Below are 15,260 nucleotides of genomic sequence, written 5' to 3'. Positions count from 1 at the left end.
CGTTCCCCTCAGTCGCACAACGGAGTCCGCTGACATGCACGATGACCGCAGCCTGGTCGAAGCCCGCCTCAAGCGCGTCCTGGAGGAGCGCATCCGCCCGGCGGTCCACCCCGAGTCCGTCCCGCTCTCGGTCTCGATCTGGACGGCCCCCGGCGAGCCCGTCCCGGTCGCCGAGGGCCTGGCCGCGCCCCGCACGCCGATCGCCGTCGGCGAGGCCTGGGGCGCGCCGTGGGGCACCAGCTGGATCACCGTGGCCGGCACCGTGCCCGAGGCGTGGGCCGGGCGGACGGTCGAGGCGCTGATCGACCTCGGCTTCGACGCCAACATGCCGGGCTTCCAGTGCGAGGGCCTGGTCTACCGGCCGGACGGCACCCCGGTGAAGGGCCTCAACCCGCAGAACCAGTGGGTGCGGATCGCCGCCCCGGCGGCCGGCGGCGAGCAGGTGCTGCTGCACGTCGAGGCGGCGTCCAACCCGGTCATCCTGGACTACCACCCCTTCCTGCCCACCGAGTTGGGCGACCGCGAGACCGCCGGGGCGGAGCCGCAGTACAAGCTGGAGCGGATGGACCTCGCGGTCTTCGACGAGACCGTCTGGCAGCTGGTGATGGACCTGGAGGTGCTCGGCGAGCTGATGGCCGAGCTGCCGGCCGACGGCGCCCGCCGCTGGGAGATCCTGCGGGCCGTCGAGCGGGCGCTCGACGCGGTCGACCTGCAGGACGTCAACGGCACGGCCGCGGCGGCCCGTTCGCTGCTCGCCGAGGTGCTGGCCGCGCCCGCCGCGCCGTCCGCGCACCGGATCAGCGCGATCGGCCACGCCCACATCGACTCCGCCTGGCTCTGGCCGCTGCGCGAGACGGTCCGCAAGGTGGCCCGCACCACCGCCAACATGACCGCGCTGCTGGAGGACGAGCCGGACTTCCTCTACACCATGTCCCAGGCGCAGCAGTTCGCCTGGATCAAGGAGCACCGCCCCGAGGTGTACGCCCGGGTGAAGAAGGCGGTCGCGGACGGCCGGTTCGTGCCGGCCGGCGGCATGTGGGTGGAGTCCGACACCAACATGCCGTCCTCCGAGGCGATGGCCCGTCAGTTCGTCCACGGCAAGCGGTTCTTCCTGGAGGAGTTCGGGGTCGAGAACCAGGAGGCGTGGCTGCCGGACACCTTCGGCTTCACCGGCGGCCTGCCGCAGATCATCCGCAACGCGGGCTCCAAGTGGCTGCTCACGCAGAAGATCTCGTGGAGCCAGGTCAACAAGTTCCCGCACCACACCTTCCTCTGGGAGGGCATCGACGGGACGAGGATCTTCACCCACTTCCCGCCCGTGGACACCTACAACTGCTCGATGAAGGGCAGCGAGATCGCCCACGCGGCACGGAACTTCAAGGACAAGGGCGTCGCCCGGCACTCCCTCGCGCCGACCGGCTGGGGCGACGGCGGCGGCGGCACCACCCGCGAGATGGTCGCCAAGGCGGCCCGGCTGCGCGACCTGGAGGGCTCGGCCACGGTGCGCTGGGAGCGGCCGGCCGAGTTCTTCGAGAAGGCCGAGGCCGAGTACCCGAAGCCGCCGGTCTGGGTGGGCGAGCTGTACCTGGAGCTGCACCGGGCCACGCTCACCAGCCAGGCGAGGACCAAGCAGGGCAACCGGCGCAGCGAGAACCTGCTGCGCGAGGCCGAACTCTGGTGTGCCACCGCCGCGTTGCGCACCGGCCACCCGTACCCGTACGAGCAGCTGGACCGGATCTGGAAGACGGTGCTGCTGCACCAGTTCCACGACATCCTGCCCGGCTCGTCGATCGCCTGGGTGCACCGCGAGGCCGAGGCCACCTACGCGGGCCTGGCGGCGGAGCTGGAGGAGCTGATCGGCGCGGCCCAGCAGGCGCTGGCCGGGGACGCCGCGGGCGGGCGCGAGCTGGTCTTCAACGGTGCGCCGCACAGCCGTTCGGCGGTGCCGGCGGGCGGGGCCGCCCCGGTGGCGGCCGACGGAGCGGGCGGCGCGGGCGGCGCGGGCGGCGGCTGCACGGTGACGGCCCGCGACGGCGGCGGCTTCGTCCTGGACAACGGCCTGCTGTCGGTGGCCGTGGACGGCGACGGCCTGGTGGTCTCGGTGGTCGACGCGGCGAGCGGCCGGGAGACGGTGGCCCCGGGCGGCCGGGCCAACCTGCTCCAGCTGCACCCCGACTTCCCGAACATGTGGGACGCCTGGGACGTGGACCAGTTCTACCGCAACACCGTGACGGACCTGGTCGCGGCGGACGAGGTCGCGGTGGCCGCCTCCTCCCCCGGCGAGGCTGCCGTCCGGGTGGCCCGGTCCTTCGGTTCCTCGACGGTGGTCCAGACGCTGACCCTGCGGGCCGGCTCGGGGCGCCTGGACATCGACACCGAGGTCGACTGGCACGAGACCGAGAAGTTCCTCAAGGCGGCGTTCCCGCTGGACGTGCACACCGAGCGGTACGCGGCGGAGACCCAGTTCGGCCACCAGTTCCGCCCGACCCACACCAACACCAGCTGGGAGGCGGCGAAGTTCGAGGCCTGCAACCACCGCTTCGTCCACCTGGAGGAGCCGGGCTGGGGCGTCGCGCTGGTCACCCCTTCGACGTACGGCCACGACGTCACCCGGGCGGTGCGCGAGGCGGACGGCGGGACGACCACCACGGTCCGCTTCTCGCTGCTGCGCGCGCCGCGCTTCCCCGACCCGCGCACCGACCAGGGCGTGCACCGGTTCCGGCACGCGCTGGTGCCGGGTGCGGCGATCGCCGACGCGGTCCGCGAGGGGTACGCCGTCGGCCTGCCGGAGCGCCGGGTGACCGGCTCGGTGGAGACGGTCCGGCCGCTGGTGGAGCTGGACGACGACGCCCTCGTGGTCAGCGCCGTCAAGCTCGCCGACGACGGCAGCGGCGACCTGGTGGTCCGGGTCTACGAGGCGGGCGGCGGGCGTGCCCGGGGCCGGCTGGCCACCTCGTTCCCGCTGGCCTCCGCGGCGCCCTGCGACCTGCTGGAGCGCCCGTGGGACGGCACGCGCGGCGAGGTCTCGGTGGACGGCGACGGCGTCCTGCTGAGCCTGCGGCCCTTCGAACTGGTGACCCTGAGGCTGACGCCCGCGGTGTGATCCTGTTTCCTGTCCCTGTCGTTGCTTCGCCGTCCTGATCGATCGCCCCCGCCCGTGCCCCGGGCGGGGGCCCGTGCCCCGTCCCGGAGCCACCCGCCATGACCGCTCCCACGCCGTCCGCCTCCGCCGCGCCGGCACCCGCCTCCACCCCGGCACCCGCTTCCGCCCCGGCCGCCACCGTCGCGCAAGCCACCGCCGCGCAAGCCACCGCCCGCGCGCTGGACGCCGCTGCCGTACCGGCCGCCGGACCGCTGTTCGCCGCGCTCGACATCGGCGGGACCAAGATCGCCGGAGCGCTCGTCGACTCCACCGGGGCGCTCACCCACCGGCTCCAGCTCCCCACCCCCGCCCGGGAGTCCGGCGCGGCCGTGCTGGCCGTCGTCCACCGGGTGCTGGACCACCTGGCGGCCGCGCCCGAGTGGGCCGCCGTCGGCGCCGTCGGGATCGGCAGCGCCGGTCCGGTGGACCTCGTGCACGGCACCGTCAGCCCGATCAACATCCCCGGCTGGCGCGGCTTCCCGCTCACCGCCGAGGTCGCCGCGCACCCCGCCGTCGGCCCCCGCCCCGTCGCCCTGGCCGGGGACGGTGTGGCGATGGCCGCCGCCGAGCACTGGCGCGGCGCGGCACGCGGCGCCGGCAACGCGCTCTGCCTGGTCGTCTCCACCGGCGTCGGCGCCGGGCTGGTGCTGGACGGCGCCGTCCGCCCCGGCCCCAGCGGCAACGCCGGCCACCTCGGCCACATCACCGTCGACCTCGACGGCGAGCCCTGCCCGTGCGGCTCGCGCGGCTGCCTGGAGGGCATCGCCAGCGGTACCGCGATCGCCCGCCACGCCCTCGCCCGGGGCTGGCGGCCCGCCGGGGAGGACCGCTCCGCCCGCGCCGTGGCCGCCGACGCGCTGGCCGGCCACCCGGTCGCGGCGGCCGCCTACGACCGGGCCGCCCAGGCGCTGGCCGCCGGGATCGCCGCCACCGCCACGCTGGTCGACCTGCACCGGGTGGTGATCGGCGGCGGGGTCGCCGCCGCCGGCCCCGCGCTGTTCGATCCGCTCGCCCGCCACCTGGACCGGTACGCCGTGCTGCCGTACGTCCGCGGTCTCGACGTCCGCCGCGCCGAACTCGGTACCGACGCGGGCCTGATCGGCGCCGCCGCGCTCTGCCGCTGACCCGCCCCCTGGGAGCACCCGCATGCCCACCCCTCCGCCGCCCGGCCGCCCCTCGGCCACACCTCCCGCGCCCGCCCCGTCCGCGCCCGACCACCGTCCGAGCGAGCTTCCCCCGTTCGCCCTGCTCGCCAACCCCGTGCGCGAGTACGCCTGGGGCTCCACCACCGCCATCCCCGCCCTCACCGGCACCCCGCCGACCGGCGCGCCGCAGGCGGAGCTCTGGATGGGCGCCCACCCCTCCGCGCCGTCCCTGCTCGACGGCGGCAGCGGCCCGCGCCCCCTGGACCGCCTGATCGCCGACGCCCCCGCCGAGTTGCTCGGGCCGGACACCGTCCGGCGGTTCGGCCCCCGGCTCCCCTTCCTGTTCAAGGTGCTGGCCGCCGACCGGGCGCTCTCGCTCCAGGTCCACCCCACCCGTGCCCAGGCCGAGGCCGGCTGGGCCGCCGAGGAGGCCCGCGGGGTGCCGCTCGACGCCCCGGAGCGGGTCTTCAGGGACCGCAACCACAAGCCCGAACTGATCTGCGCGCTGGGCGACTTCGAGGCGCTCTGCGGGTTCCGGCCGGCCCGCGCCACGGCCGCGCTGTTCGACCGGCTGGCCGTGCCGCTGCTCGCCCCGTGGGCCGCCGCACTGCGGGACCGGCCCGCCGCGGAGGTGCTGCCCGCACTGCTGCGGCACGTCCTGACGGACGCCCGCCCCGGCCCGGCCGACCTCGCCGCCGTCACCGCCGCACTGCACCGGACCGCCGCGGACGGCGGCCCGTTCGCCGAGGCCTGCGCCGGGTACGCGCGGGCCGCCGGCGACTACCCCGGGGACCCGGGGCTGGTCGCCGCGCTGCTGCTCAACCACGTCCGGCTCCGGGCCGGCCAGGCGCTCTCCCTGGAGGCCGGAGTGCCGCACGCCTACCTGCGCGGCGTGGGCGTGGAGCTGATGGCCGACTCGGACAACGTGCTGCGCTGCGGACTCACCGCCAAGCACGTCGACGTGGACGGCCTGCTCGCGGTGACCGACTTCCGCACGGGCGAGCCGCCCGTGCTGACCGCACGCACCCCGGCGGGCACGCGCACCCCGGACAGCGCAGCCGACCCGCACGGCACGGCCGACCCGCACGGCGCCGGGATCGAGGAGCAATTCCCCTCCCCGGCCGCGGAGTTCCGCCTGTCGAGGCTGCGGCCCACGGCCGCGCCCGTCCGGGTCGACCTGGCGGACGCCCCGCAGATCCTCCTCTGCACCGCCGGCCGTGCCCGTCTCCGCACCCCCGACGGCGCCGCCCTCGACCTCCCCCCGGGCCGCTCCGCCTACCTCCGCCCCGGCAGCGGCCCCGTCCACCTGACGGGCCCGGGCGCGGAACTCTTCCGCGCCACCGTCGGCGACTGAAGGGCCCGACGCGCCGCACCCGCCGTCCGGTCCCCGCCGCTCCGGGCCCCAGGCCCCGGACCGTCCGGCCGCGACGGCGGCGTGTGCGTCCGCCTCTGCGGCCGCCACGGCGACCGCGGTGCCACCCCTTGCACAGGAAGAAGCCCCAGTCGACTTCCTGTGCCCGGCGTCGGCACGCACGGTGGCTGGACGCGCGCGGTGGCCCAGTACGCGCAGTTGCCCACCATGCGCAGTTGCCTGCCGCGTGCAGTACCCGGCGCGCGGTGGCTCAGCGCGTACGGCGGCTCGCCCCGCGGCTCGACGTGCGGCGGCTCAGCGCCCGCGGTGCCGGGTCGACCCCACCGGGTCGCTCCGGGTCAGCGCGCCGAGGCCCGGCAGGCGCCGGCGGGGGCGGTGATGGGTGGGCGCGGGCGCGGCCACCGGACCGCGCGGCGACTTCACCGCGACTCTGGACGGCGGCGTCGGGCCCTCGCCCGTCGTTCCGTCGGCGACCGGCCCCTCGGCCGTCGGCTCCCCCGGCTGGAACGCCGCGAGGAAGCGCCGCTCGGACGGGCTGAGCGTGCGGGACCGGCCGGACGCCTCGTCCCGGGCGACCACCACCGTGCGCGCCCGCATATACGTGCGCGGATCACGGCACACATTCACCACGACATGCGCGGAACTGCGTCCCAGCCGTTCGACGGTCAACCGGACCAGCAATGGCTCCGGCTGGTGGTACAGCTGTTCCAGGTAATCGATCTCGTGCCGGGCGATCAGGAATCCGGACGGAAATAGCGATTCCCGGACCGCGACCGCGTGGTGGCAGAACAGGTCGTAAATTCCCTCCTGTACGTAGGAGACCAGCCGGGCGTTGTTGATGTGCCCGTTCTCGTCGACGTCGCTCCACCGGGTGGGGCAGGCGAGGACGTGCGCGTTGGCGTGCGCCGCGTGCGGGTGCGGCGCGCTCACCGCTGCTTCGGCCCGGCGTCGCCCCGACCGGTGGCGACAGCCCCGGCGGGCAGCAGCGCCCGCTGCAACCTCGCGTAGTAGACGGCGTGTTCGGACGCCATCCGGGCGGCGGTCCACCCTTCCTCGGCGGCCTCGGCGGCGGCCTGGACGACCAGGCTGTCGAGCACCCCGTCGACGGCGCGGCAGAGTTCCGCCACCGCCGCGAGGCGCTCGGGGACGTCGGCCCCGCAGGCCGCGTCACGGGCCGGGAACGCGGCGAGCGAGTCCACGGCGAGCCGCAGTTCGTCGACGGTGTCCGACCGGTTTTCCGAAAGGCAATTGCGCACAGTTTTCTCCCGAAACGGATACGGCATTGTCTGATGTCCGAACCCGGTGAGTGGTTCGGGTCCCCCCGGCGCCATGGACGCTATCCCAGCCCGGGCACCTCGCGGATGGTTTACGGAACCACAGCGGAAACTGACCACCATTGGAGTAGTTTGCGACTGCATAAAATCAGCCGCATCCACCGAATGCCAGCCCGGTCCCATAGTCCCACCGGTCACCGTTCCGGTCCCGCCGGTCATGCCCCGCTCCCCCAACTGGTCCACCAGCGCGCCTTGTAGAGCCAGGCGCCGGGCAACCTCCGGACGGCGTCGGGGCGGTGCAGCGTGAGCACCGAAGTGCACCAGGAACAGGGGCCCGTGTGGTCCGGGGCGGCGATGAGCAGCCGCCCCGAGCCGGGCTCGTCGCCGACGCTCTTGACGTCCCTGCCGTCCTGCTCGCCACCCAGCCGGACCTTCGTGAACCGGTCCGTCGCCGGGTCGAACCGCCAGAGGTGCCCGGCCGTGCTCACCCAGAAGCGCCCGGGCGTGGCGAGCACCGGCGCCAGGTCGTGCCCGCCCGGCTCCGGCAGCGGTACCGCCCGGACGGCGGCCAGCGTCGGCGCCGCCGCCGTGCCGCCCACCCTCAACGCGGTGAGCGTGTCGTCCCCGAGCGCCCAGAGCAGCCCGGTCCGCCGGTCCCAGTGCACGCCGTGCGCGCCCGGCAGCCGGAACTCGGCGTGCACCGCGCTCCGCGGGCCCTGCGAGGCCGTGTAGAGCCGCACCCACCCGCCGGTGGAGGCGGCCACCGCGACGTTCCCGTCCGGTATCAGCTCCGCGCTGTGCGGGTTGGCGTGCGGACCGGTGTCCACGGCCCAGACCGCCGCGCCGGTCACGGTGTCGACGGCCGCCGCCAGTCCGCCCGACGCGGTCGTGAGCAGGTACCGCCGGCCGTGCCGCACCCGGCTCTTCGCCTCGTCCGGCAACGACCAACTCCGTTCCGGCCGAAGGTCGTCGAGGTCCGGTGCGGTGTCCGCCGACCACGACCAGACCACCGGCAGCCGGTCCGGCCCCCGGTACGCCGCCAGTTCCTCGGCGCTCTGCAGCACCAGCACCCGCCGCGATGCCTGGTCCACCACGACGACCGCCCATCCCGGGCCCGCCACCGCCGGAGCGGTCGGCACCGCCGCCGCGGCCGCCGCGAGGACCGCCACGCCCAACGCCACTCTCCACGTCCGCACCCGCCTCACCTCCACCGTCCGCCTTGGGCCCACCGTCCGGTCTCCTTCCCCGGGCCGCCAGCCGGCGGGCTCCGACCGGCCTATCCGCTCCCCCCGTGCCACCTCCGCGCCAGGGGCTCGCTACCGCCCTACGGTGTACCCCGCGCCGACGCGCCGACCCGGCGCTCTGGCAGACTGCGGTGGTGCTGCTGACCTACATCGCGGAGATCGCGGACGAACCACTGCTGCTGGACCCGGCCGACCGGTACGCCGAGGTCGAGACCAACACGTGGTGGCTCAGCACCGAGGCCGAGGACCGCTCGGCGCTGTCGGTCGCCGAGGTGGTCGCCGCCTTCGGGCGGACCGCCGACGCCCTCCGCAGCCGGATCGCCGCCACCGGCCACGCGGGCCCGGCGACGTTCTACGTGTGGCACGACGACGTGGCCGGCCAACTGCGCTGCTCCACCGGCTCGGTGCCGCGCACCGAGCTGCCGTTCGACGGCTCCCACATGCCGTCCGACGACCTGGGGCCGATCGTCGCGGCCTTCCTCGCGGACGCGGATCCCGGGGTCGTCACCTGCGGGCACGACGCGCCCGCCGCCGAGGACGCACCACTCCCGCCCTTCCCGGTCTGGGTCCGCGACGTGAGCCCCACCGAAGCCTGACCCCCGGCCCCCCGGCCCACCACCCGACCGCCACCGACAGGCGCGGCGGCCCGCTGCCCGACGCGGCCTTCGCCGCTCCGCCGCTAGCGGCCGGCGACCAGGTCGCCCAGGCGGGCCAGCGGGGAGGTGGTGGGGCGGCCGGCGGCCTCCTGGCGGTCGGCGGCGTGGTAGACGGCGTACAGCGCGTGCACGCCGAGCCAGCGGAGCGGCTCGGGCTCCCAGCGGCGGACGGTGTGGCCGACCCACGGCAGCCGGGTCAGCTCGGTGTCGCGGCCGAGGACGAGGTCGCGCAGGGTCCGCCCGGCGAGGTTGGTGGTGGTCACCCCGCTGCCGACGTACCCGCCGGCCCAGCCCAGTCCGGTGCGCCGGTCCAGGTCGACGGTCGCGCACCAGTCCCGGGGCACCCCGAGCACGCCCGCCCAGGCGTGGTCGATCCGGGCCGGGCGTGCGGCGGGGAAGAAGGCGTCCAGGATCTCCCGGAGCTGCCGGACGGTCGCCTCCTGGGTGGTGCCGTCGGTGTCGGTACGGGAGCCGAAGCGGTAGGGCACGCCCCGCCCGCCGAGCGCGATCCGGTCGTCGGCCGTGCGCTGCGCGTACATGTACGCGTGCGCGAAGTCCCCGAGCACCTCCCGCCCCTCCCAGCCGACCTCGGCCCAGAAGGACGGCGGCAGCGGCTCGGTCGCGATCATCGCCGAGTTCATCGGCAGCCAGGTGCGCCGCTCCCCGGCCAGTCCGGCGGTGAACCCCTCGGTGGCGCGCAGCACGTACTGGGCGGTGACGGTGCCGTGCGGGGTGACGGCGCACGGCCGGCGCCCGCCCCGGTCCCCGCCCCGGATCCCGGTGACCGGGGTCCCCTCGTACACCGCGACGCCCATCCGCTCCACCACCCGGGCCAGCCCGGCCGCGAGCCTGGCGGGCTGCACCCGCGCGCCGTGCGGGCTCCACACCCCGCCGAGCGCGCCCTCGACCCGCAGCCGCTCCCGGGTCTCCGCCGCGCCCAACTCCTCGACCCGGCCAGGTCCGTAGGCGCGCTCCGCCTCGGCGAACTCCTTCAGCCGGGCCAGCTGCGCGGGCGTCCGGGCCACCTCCAGCACCCCGCCGCGCACGAGGTCCGCTTCGATCCCCTCGGCCGCCAGCGTCTCGGCGACCTCGCCGACGGCGGCGTCCATCACCCGCTGCATCGCGGCGGCCCGCTCCCGGCCGTACCGCCGGGCGAACGCCCCGCGCCCGGCGAACCCGTTGTACAGCCACCCGCCGTTGCGCCCCGACGCGCCGTACCCGCAGAACCGCGCCTCCAGCACGGCGACCCGCAGCCCGGGGTCGGCCTTCTTCAGGTAGTACGCCGTCCACAGCCCGGTGTAGCCGCCGCCCACCACGCACACGTCGACGTCGAGGTCGCCGGGCAGCGCCGCCCGTGCCTCGGGCACCCCCAGCTGCCCCCACCAGAACGACACCCCGCCGTTCACACCCGCCACGCCAGACGCCACGACCCCGACCTCCACTCACACCGATCCCGGATCCCCGGACGCTACGCCCGCCCGCGGGCCCCGGACCACCGCCACCGTGCAAGGAAACCGGCCGCCCGCCCCTGCACCCTGTCAGGGGCGGGCGGCCCGGGCTGCCGGCCGGCGGCGGGGGCCGGCGGCGGGGGCCGGCGGCGGGGGTCAGCCGAGGGTGGAGCCGGTGACCGGCTCGGAGAGGGGGACGGTCTCGCCGGCGAGGCCCGCCTTGACGAACTGCCAGGTGAGGCCGTTGATGACGCCCTGGCCGAGGGGGGCGAGCTTCGCGAAGGCGGGCCGGCTGAGGTCGATGTGGGTGGAGTCGCAGGACGGACACTGGTCCTTGACGGGGACGGTCACGGTCTTGCCCTTGTAGGTGACCTTGACCGAGATGCCCTTGCAGACCGGGTCGTTGTTGGGGTTGGCGGTGGTCCACCAGGTGTGCGAGACGGCGACCAGCATCTGGGTGCCGGCGTCGATCCTGCTGCCGCAGGCGCCGTAGCCGGCGTCGTCGTAGTACGTGGCCTTGCCGGTCATCGGCTTGTCGACCGGTATCGCGGCGCTCGCGGTGCCGGCGCTCAGGGCGATGACCGCGGCGGCGGCCAGCGGGGCGCCGGCCAGGATCCGGAGGTTCGGGACAACGCGCATGTGCACCCTCCCAGTTCGGTTCGGTGGGAGGACGGTAGGCAGGGCCGGGCGGAGCGGTACAGACATTTGACATGTTGTCATGAACGCAAGTGAAGGAGCTTTACCCGCGCGGCCGAAGGGGGGACGATACGTGACCGCACGACCTCCCGGAGCGTTCACCGGACATCGTCCCCGCGTCCCCGCGTCCTCGGAGGCCCCGTGCGCACCGCCCTGCCCGCCACTCTCCCCACCGTCCTCGCCGCACTGCTCGGCGCCGCCGCACTGCTCGGGACCGCGGCCGGCCAGGCCGCCGCCGCGCCGGCCCCGGCCGCAGCAGCCCCCCGCGAGGTCAACCAGGGCTACAGCATCCCGGTCGGCGCCGTGACCGACCTCGGCGCACTGCCCGTCCTCGGCAGCCTCGGCCTGGACTTCGCCCGCCTGCTGGGAGCCTGAGCGGGCCACCCCGCCCGGGAATCCGGTGTACAGCGCGCGGACGCCTTGACAGGATCACTGTCATGCACACCTTTTCCGCGCCCGACGGCACCCTCCTCGCCTACCGCGTCGAGGGCGACGGCGACGGCGACCCCGTCGTCTGCCTGCCCGGCGGCCCCATGCAGGACTCCCGCTACCTCGGCGACCTCGGCGGACTGGCCGCCCGCGCCGGGCGCCGCCTGGTCCTCCTCGACCTGCGCGGCACCGGCGGCTCCGCCGTGCCCGCCGACAGCGCCACCTACCGCTGCGACCGCCTGGTCGACGACGTCGAGGCGCTCCGCGCCCACCTCGGGCTCGACCGGCTCGACCTGCTCGGCCACTCCGCCGGCGTCAACCTCGCCGTCCGCTACGCCGAGCGGCACCCGGAGCGGGTGGCCCGGCTGGCGCTGATCACGCCCTCCGCGATGGCCCTCGGGGTGACGGTCGACGGGGAGACCCGGCGCGAGACCGCCCGGCTGCGCGAGGGCGAGCCCTGGTTCGCCGAGGCGTACGCGGCGCTGGAGACGATCACCTCCGGACGCGGCGGGCCGACCGACTGGCCGGCCATCGCCCCGTTCATGTACGGGCGCTGGGACGACCAGGCCCGCCTCCACCGGGCGGCCGAGGACACCCAGCGCAATGACGCGGCGGCGGCCGTCTTCGCCTCCGAGGGCGCCTTCGACCCGCCGGCCACCCGGGCCGGACTCGCCGCCTGCGCGGCACGCGTGCTCGTCCTCGCCGGCGAGGTCGACGTCAGCGCTCCCCCGAAGGCGGCCGCCGAGGTGGCCGGGCTGCTCCCCGGCGCCGGGTTCGCCGTGCAGCCGGGCGCCGGCCACTACCCCTGGCTCGACGACGCCGAACTGTTCACGGCCACGGTCGGGGACTTCCTCGCGTAACGCGAGCCGTGCGAGGCCCGTCCGGAGCAGCTCCGGGCGGGCCTTTCGCATGCGTGCGGGGTTTCTTCCGCTGCGAGAGTTAGTAATCCCGACACTCCCCCGACAGGCGGGAACACGCCGCCGCCGCACGCCCGCCATCGTCCCGACACCGGCCGAAACGTAGCGTCACAGTCCGGCAACACCCCTGTCCACCAGGCAGGACGGATGATTGACAGGGAGGCAGGGCCTTCAGCACCATGAGCGCCGAGCCCACTCGCAGCACCCCGGAAGGAGGGCCGATGAACACCGTTGACCGTGTCGAGCACGGCCCCGTCCACCGGGCCGCATGTCGCCGCTGTTGTCGTCGCGGAGCGCTCGCCCGCTGACCTCCGCCGGTCCCGTCCGCGGACCGGTCACACGCGCACCTGAGCCACACCCGCGTCTGCGTCTGCCCCAAGCACCCGCACTGCACCCGCACCCGCACCCGCACCCGGCAGGGGCGCACGCCGCCGTACGCCCGGTCCGCCCACTCCGCACACCGTCCGCTCCGCCCTGCCGCGCCCCGTCGCGCCGCCGGAGCGCCCTCCCGCATCCCTTCGCCACCTCCCCACGAGTCCCCGAGAGTCGAGGAACCGCCATGAGCGTTGCCCAGAACCAGGTCACCGAGCTCAGCCTCACCCCCGCCGCCGGCCGGATCGGCGCGATCGTGCACGACGTCCGCCTCGGCGGCGACCTGCCGGCCGAGACCGTCGCCGCCGTCGAGGCGGCGCTCTACGAGCACAAGGTGCTGTTCTTCCGCGGCCAGCAGCACCTGGACGACGCCGAGCACGAGGCGTTCGCCCGCCTGCTCGGCCACCCGGTCGGCCACCCGACCGTCCCCAGCGCGGACGGCCGGTACATCTTCGAACTGGACGCCACCAAGGGTGTCCGCGCCAACAACTGGCACACCGACGTCACCTTCGTCCCGTCCTACCCCAAGGCGTCGATCCTGCGCTCCCTGGAGCTCCCGCCGGCCGGCGGCTCCACCGTGTGGGCCAACACCGTCGCCGCGTACGAGGACCTGCCCGAGCCGCTGAAGGTGCTGGCCGAGTCGCTGCGCGCCGTCCACACCAACGACTACGACTACGCGGCCAGCCTGGCCCTGCGCCCGGAGCTGGCGGACAACGCGGAGATCGCCAGCCTGTTCCGCCAGGTGTTCGTGTCGACCGCGTTCAAGACCGAGCACCCGCTGGTCCGGGTGCACCCGGTGACCGGCGAGAAGACCCTGCTGCTGGGCGCGTTCGCCCAGAAGATCCAGGGCGTCTCGGGCGCCGACAGCCGGGCCCTGATCACCCTGTTCCAGCGGTACGTGGAGCGCCTGGAGAACACCGTCCGCTGGGACTGGCAGGTCGGCGACGTGGTGATCTGGGACAACCGGGCCACCCAGCACTACGCGGTCAACGACTACGGCGACGAGCCGCGCCTGGTCCGCCGGATCACCCTGGACGGCGACCTGCCGGTCGGCGTGGACGGCGTGCCGAGCCGTCTGCTGGAGCCGTCCGACCCGCCGAAGGTGGCCGGGCTGGTGCCGGCCGAGGAGCTGGAGGCCGCCGCCCGCGGCTGACCCCGCCGGGTCCGCCCCCGCCGTACCACCCGCACCACCCGCACGCCAAGGCCCGCCGTACCGCCAAGGCCCGCCGTACCGACCCGGCCCCGGAGCCGTCACCCCGGACCGGCCCGCCCCGACGCCCCGAAGGACCGCCGATGTTCACGCCCCCGCCCCCGGCCGAGAAGCCCCGTTCCGGGGACGAGCGGCGGGACGTCAACGCGGCCGCCGTGCTGCGGGCGGTGCTGGACCACGGTCCGGTCGCCCGCAGCCGGGTCGCCGCGCTCACCGGACTCTCTCCGGCCGCGGTGTCCCGGCAGGTGGTCGACCTCGCCCGGCTCGGACTGCTCCGCGAGCGGCCCGAGTTGGCGGGCGGCGGCGCCGGTACGGTGGGCCGGCCGCAGCTGCCGGTGGACGTCGACGCCGACCGGCTCGCCGTGGCCGGACTCCACATCGGCGTCCCGTACACCACCTTCGCCTTCCTCGACCTGCGCGGAAACGTGCTGTACCGCCAGGAGTTGAACAACCGGGGCCGCACCGGCCACGCGGTGCTCCGGCCGCTGCTGGAGCGGCTCCCCCGACTGCTGGCAGCCGTGCCGGACGGCCGGACACTGGTCGGCCTGGGCGCGGTGACCGGTGGCGCGGTGGACCGCGAACGCGGCCTGATGGTCCGTCACGAACCCTTGGGATGGCGGGACCTGCCGCTCCGCGAACTGCTCGCCCAGGCCTCCGGACTGCCCGTCCAGGTGGACAACCACGCCCGGGCGCTGACCCAGGCGGAGATCCTGTTCGGGCATCCGGCGGCCCGCCGGTCCATGGTCCACCTGTTCGTCGGTCATGTGGTGGACGCGGCGCTCGCCGTGGCCGGCACCGTGCACGTCGGGCCGCCCTCCCCCACCGGGGACGTCGCCCACCTGCCCGTGCCGGACAGCGACGCGCTCTGCCACTGCGGCCGGACCGGCTGTCTGGCGGTCGCCGCCTCGGACACCACGCTCTTCGAGGCGGCGGCCGCCGAAGGCATCACCGAACGGCCCGACCGCACCGACTTCACCGCAGCCGTGCTGGCCGGCGACCCGCGCGCCGACAAGCTGGTCCGGCGCCGGGCCGAGACCGTCGGACGCGCACTGGCCCTGCTCGCCGACGTGGTCAACCCGGACCTGCTGGTGCTGACCGAGACCTTCGCACTGCTGGACAAGGCCTACCTGGACGTGGTGCGCGACGAGTTCGCACGCCGCTCGCACCTGCGCCGGGACGCCGACCTGGTGATCGCCCAGCAGCGCGGGGCCGACGTGCTGGCCGTGGCGGCCGGGGCGGCGGCGCTCGCCGCCCTCTACGCCCGGCCGCTGCACGCCATGGCGGCGGCCGCCGAAGCCGCACCGGCCGCACCGGTCCGGCTCCGCTGACTCCCGGCCCCGACCCGGACCCGACCC

The 15,260-nt window shown here is 75.6% G+C and carries 13 protein-coding genes; 8 read left to right on the top strand and 5 right to left on the bottom strand.

What is annotated here, in order from left to right; translation table 11 throughout:
• The first annotated feature begins 34 nt into the window (after window positions 1–34).
• The 3 genes from AC067J_RS15845 to manA all read left to right on the top strand — a co-directional run bounded on the left by AC067J_RS15845 (window position 35) and on the right by manA (window position 5,641).
• Complete coding sequence (locus AC067J_RS15845) at window positions 35–3,103, top strand: alpha-mannosidase (protein ID WP_478299476.1); 3,069 nt, start codon at window positions 35–37, stop codon at window positions 3,101–3,103.
• A 98-nt stretch (window positions 3,104–3,201) separates the two neighbouring features.
• Window positions 3,202–4,266 (top strand): ROK family protein, encoded by a 1,065-nt coding sequence (locus AC067J_RS15840; protein WP_478299474.1) that lies wholly within the window; start codon window positions 3,202–3,204, stop codon window positions 4,264–4,266.
• A 22-nt stretch (window positions 4,267–4,288) separates the two neighbouring features.
• Complete coding sequence (gene manA, locus AC067J_RS15835) at window positions 4,289–5,641, top strand: mannose-6-phosphate isomerase, class I (protein ID WP_478299472.1); 1,353 nt, start codon at window positions 4,289–4,291, stop codon at window positions 5,639–5,641.
• Between the two features lie 312 nt (window positions 5,642–5,953).
• Here manA and AC067J_RS15830 read toward each other — a convergent pair whose 3' ends face one another.
• From AC067J_RS15830 to AC067J_RS15820, 3 genes are all read right to left on the bottom strand, one after another.
• Complete coding sequence (locus AC067J_RS15830) at window positions 5,954–6,589, bottom strand: acyl-CoA thioesterase (RefSeq protein ID WP_478299470.1); 636 nt, start codon at window positions 6,587–6,589, stop codon at window positions 5,954–5,956.
• Entirely contained in the window at window positions 6,586–6,915 is a 330-nt protein-coding gene (locus AC067J_RS15825) for a hypothetical protein (protein WP_327674711.1), read from the bottom strand. Before AC067J_RS15825 ends, AC067J_RS15830 begins: the two co-directional genes overlap by 4 nt.
• A gap of 233 nt (window positions 6,916–7,148) precedes the next feature.
• The gene (locus AC067J_RS15820; protein ID WP_478299468.1) at window positions 7,149–8,129 is read right to left on the bottom strand and encodes a DUF6528 family protein; all 981 of its coding nucleotides are present in this window, start codon (window positions 8,127–8,129) and stop codon (window positions 7,149–7,151) included.
• Window positions 8,130–8,311: 182 nt separating this feature from the next.
• Here AC067J_RS15820 and AC067J_RS15815 point away from each other — a divergent pair, with 182 nt between their 5' ends.
• Window positions 8,312–8,773: a hypothetical protein gene (locus AC067J_RS15815; protein ID WP_478299466.1), complete on the top strand. Its 462-nt coding sequence runs from the start codon at window positions 8,312–8,314 to the stop codon at window positions 8,771–8,773.
• An 83-nt stretch (window positions 8,774–8,856) separates the two neighbouring features.
• On the opposite strand, the gene AC067J_RS15810 is transcribed toward AC067J_RS15815, so the two are convergent.
• Window positions 8,857–10,260: an NAD(P)/FAD-dependent oxidoreductase gene (locus tag AC067J_RS15810; protein WP_478299464.1), complete on the bottom strand. Its 1,404-nt coding sequence runs from the start codon at window positions 10,258–10,260 to the stop codon at window positions 8,857–8,859.
• Between the two features lie 177 nt (window positions 10,261–10,437).
• Window positions 10,438–10,920, bottom strand: coding sequence for a cysteine/serine endopeptidase inhibitor (locus AC067J_RS15805; protein ID WP_478299462.1), 483 nt, complete (start codon window positions 10,918–10,920; stop codon window positions 10,438–10,440).
• A 198-nt stretch (window positions 10,921–11,118) separates the two neighbouring features.
• Here AC067J_RS15805 and AC067J_RS15800 point away from each other — a divergent pair, with 198 nt between their 5' ends.
• The 4 genes from AC067J_RS15800 to AC067J_RS15785 all read left to right on the top strand — a co-directional run bounded on the left by AC067J_RS15800 (window position 11,119) and on the right by AC067J_RS15785 (window position 15,233).
• Window positions 11,119–11,352 carry a hypothetical protein gene (locus tag AC067J_RS15800; RefSeq protein ID WP_478299461.1) on the top strand — a complete coding sequence of 78 codons (234 nt, stop codon included), beginning with the start codon at window positions 11,119–11,121 and terminating at the stop codon, window positions 11,350–11,352.
• A gap of 62 nt (window positions 11,353–11,414) precedes the next feature.
• The gene (locus AC067J_RS15795; RefSeq protein WP_478299459.1) at window positions 11,415–12,266 is read left to right on the top strand and encodes an alpha/beta fold hydrolase; all 852 of its coding nucleotides are present in this window, start codon (window positions 11,415–11,417) and stop codon (window positions 12,264–12,266) included.
• Between the two features lie 616 nt (window positions 12,267–12,882).
• Complete coding sequence (locus AC067J_RS15790; RefSeq protein WP_478299457.1) at window positions 12,883–13,848, top strand: TauD/TfdA dioxygenase family protein; 966 nt, start codon at window positions 12,883–12,885, stop codon at window positions 13,846–13,848.
• A 140-nt stretch (window positions 13,849–13,988) separates the two neighbouring features.
• Complete coding sequence (locus AC067J_RS15785; RefSeq protein WP_478299456.1) at window positions 13,989–15,233, top strand: ROK family protein; 1,245 nt, start codon at window positions 13,989–13,991, stop codon at window positions 15,231–15,233.
• Window positions 15,234–15,260 lie beyond the last annotated feature (27 nt).

The organism is Kitasatospora sp. NPDC042419, assembly GCF_056437345.1.
The sequence above is the reverse complement of the archived record's forward strand: the minus strand, read 5'-3'. Positions and strand labels throughout refer to the sequence as shown.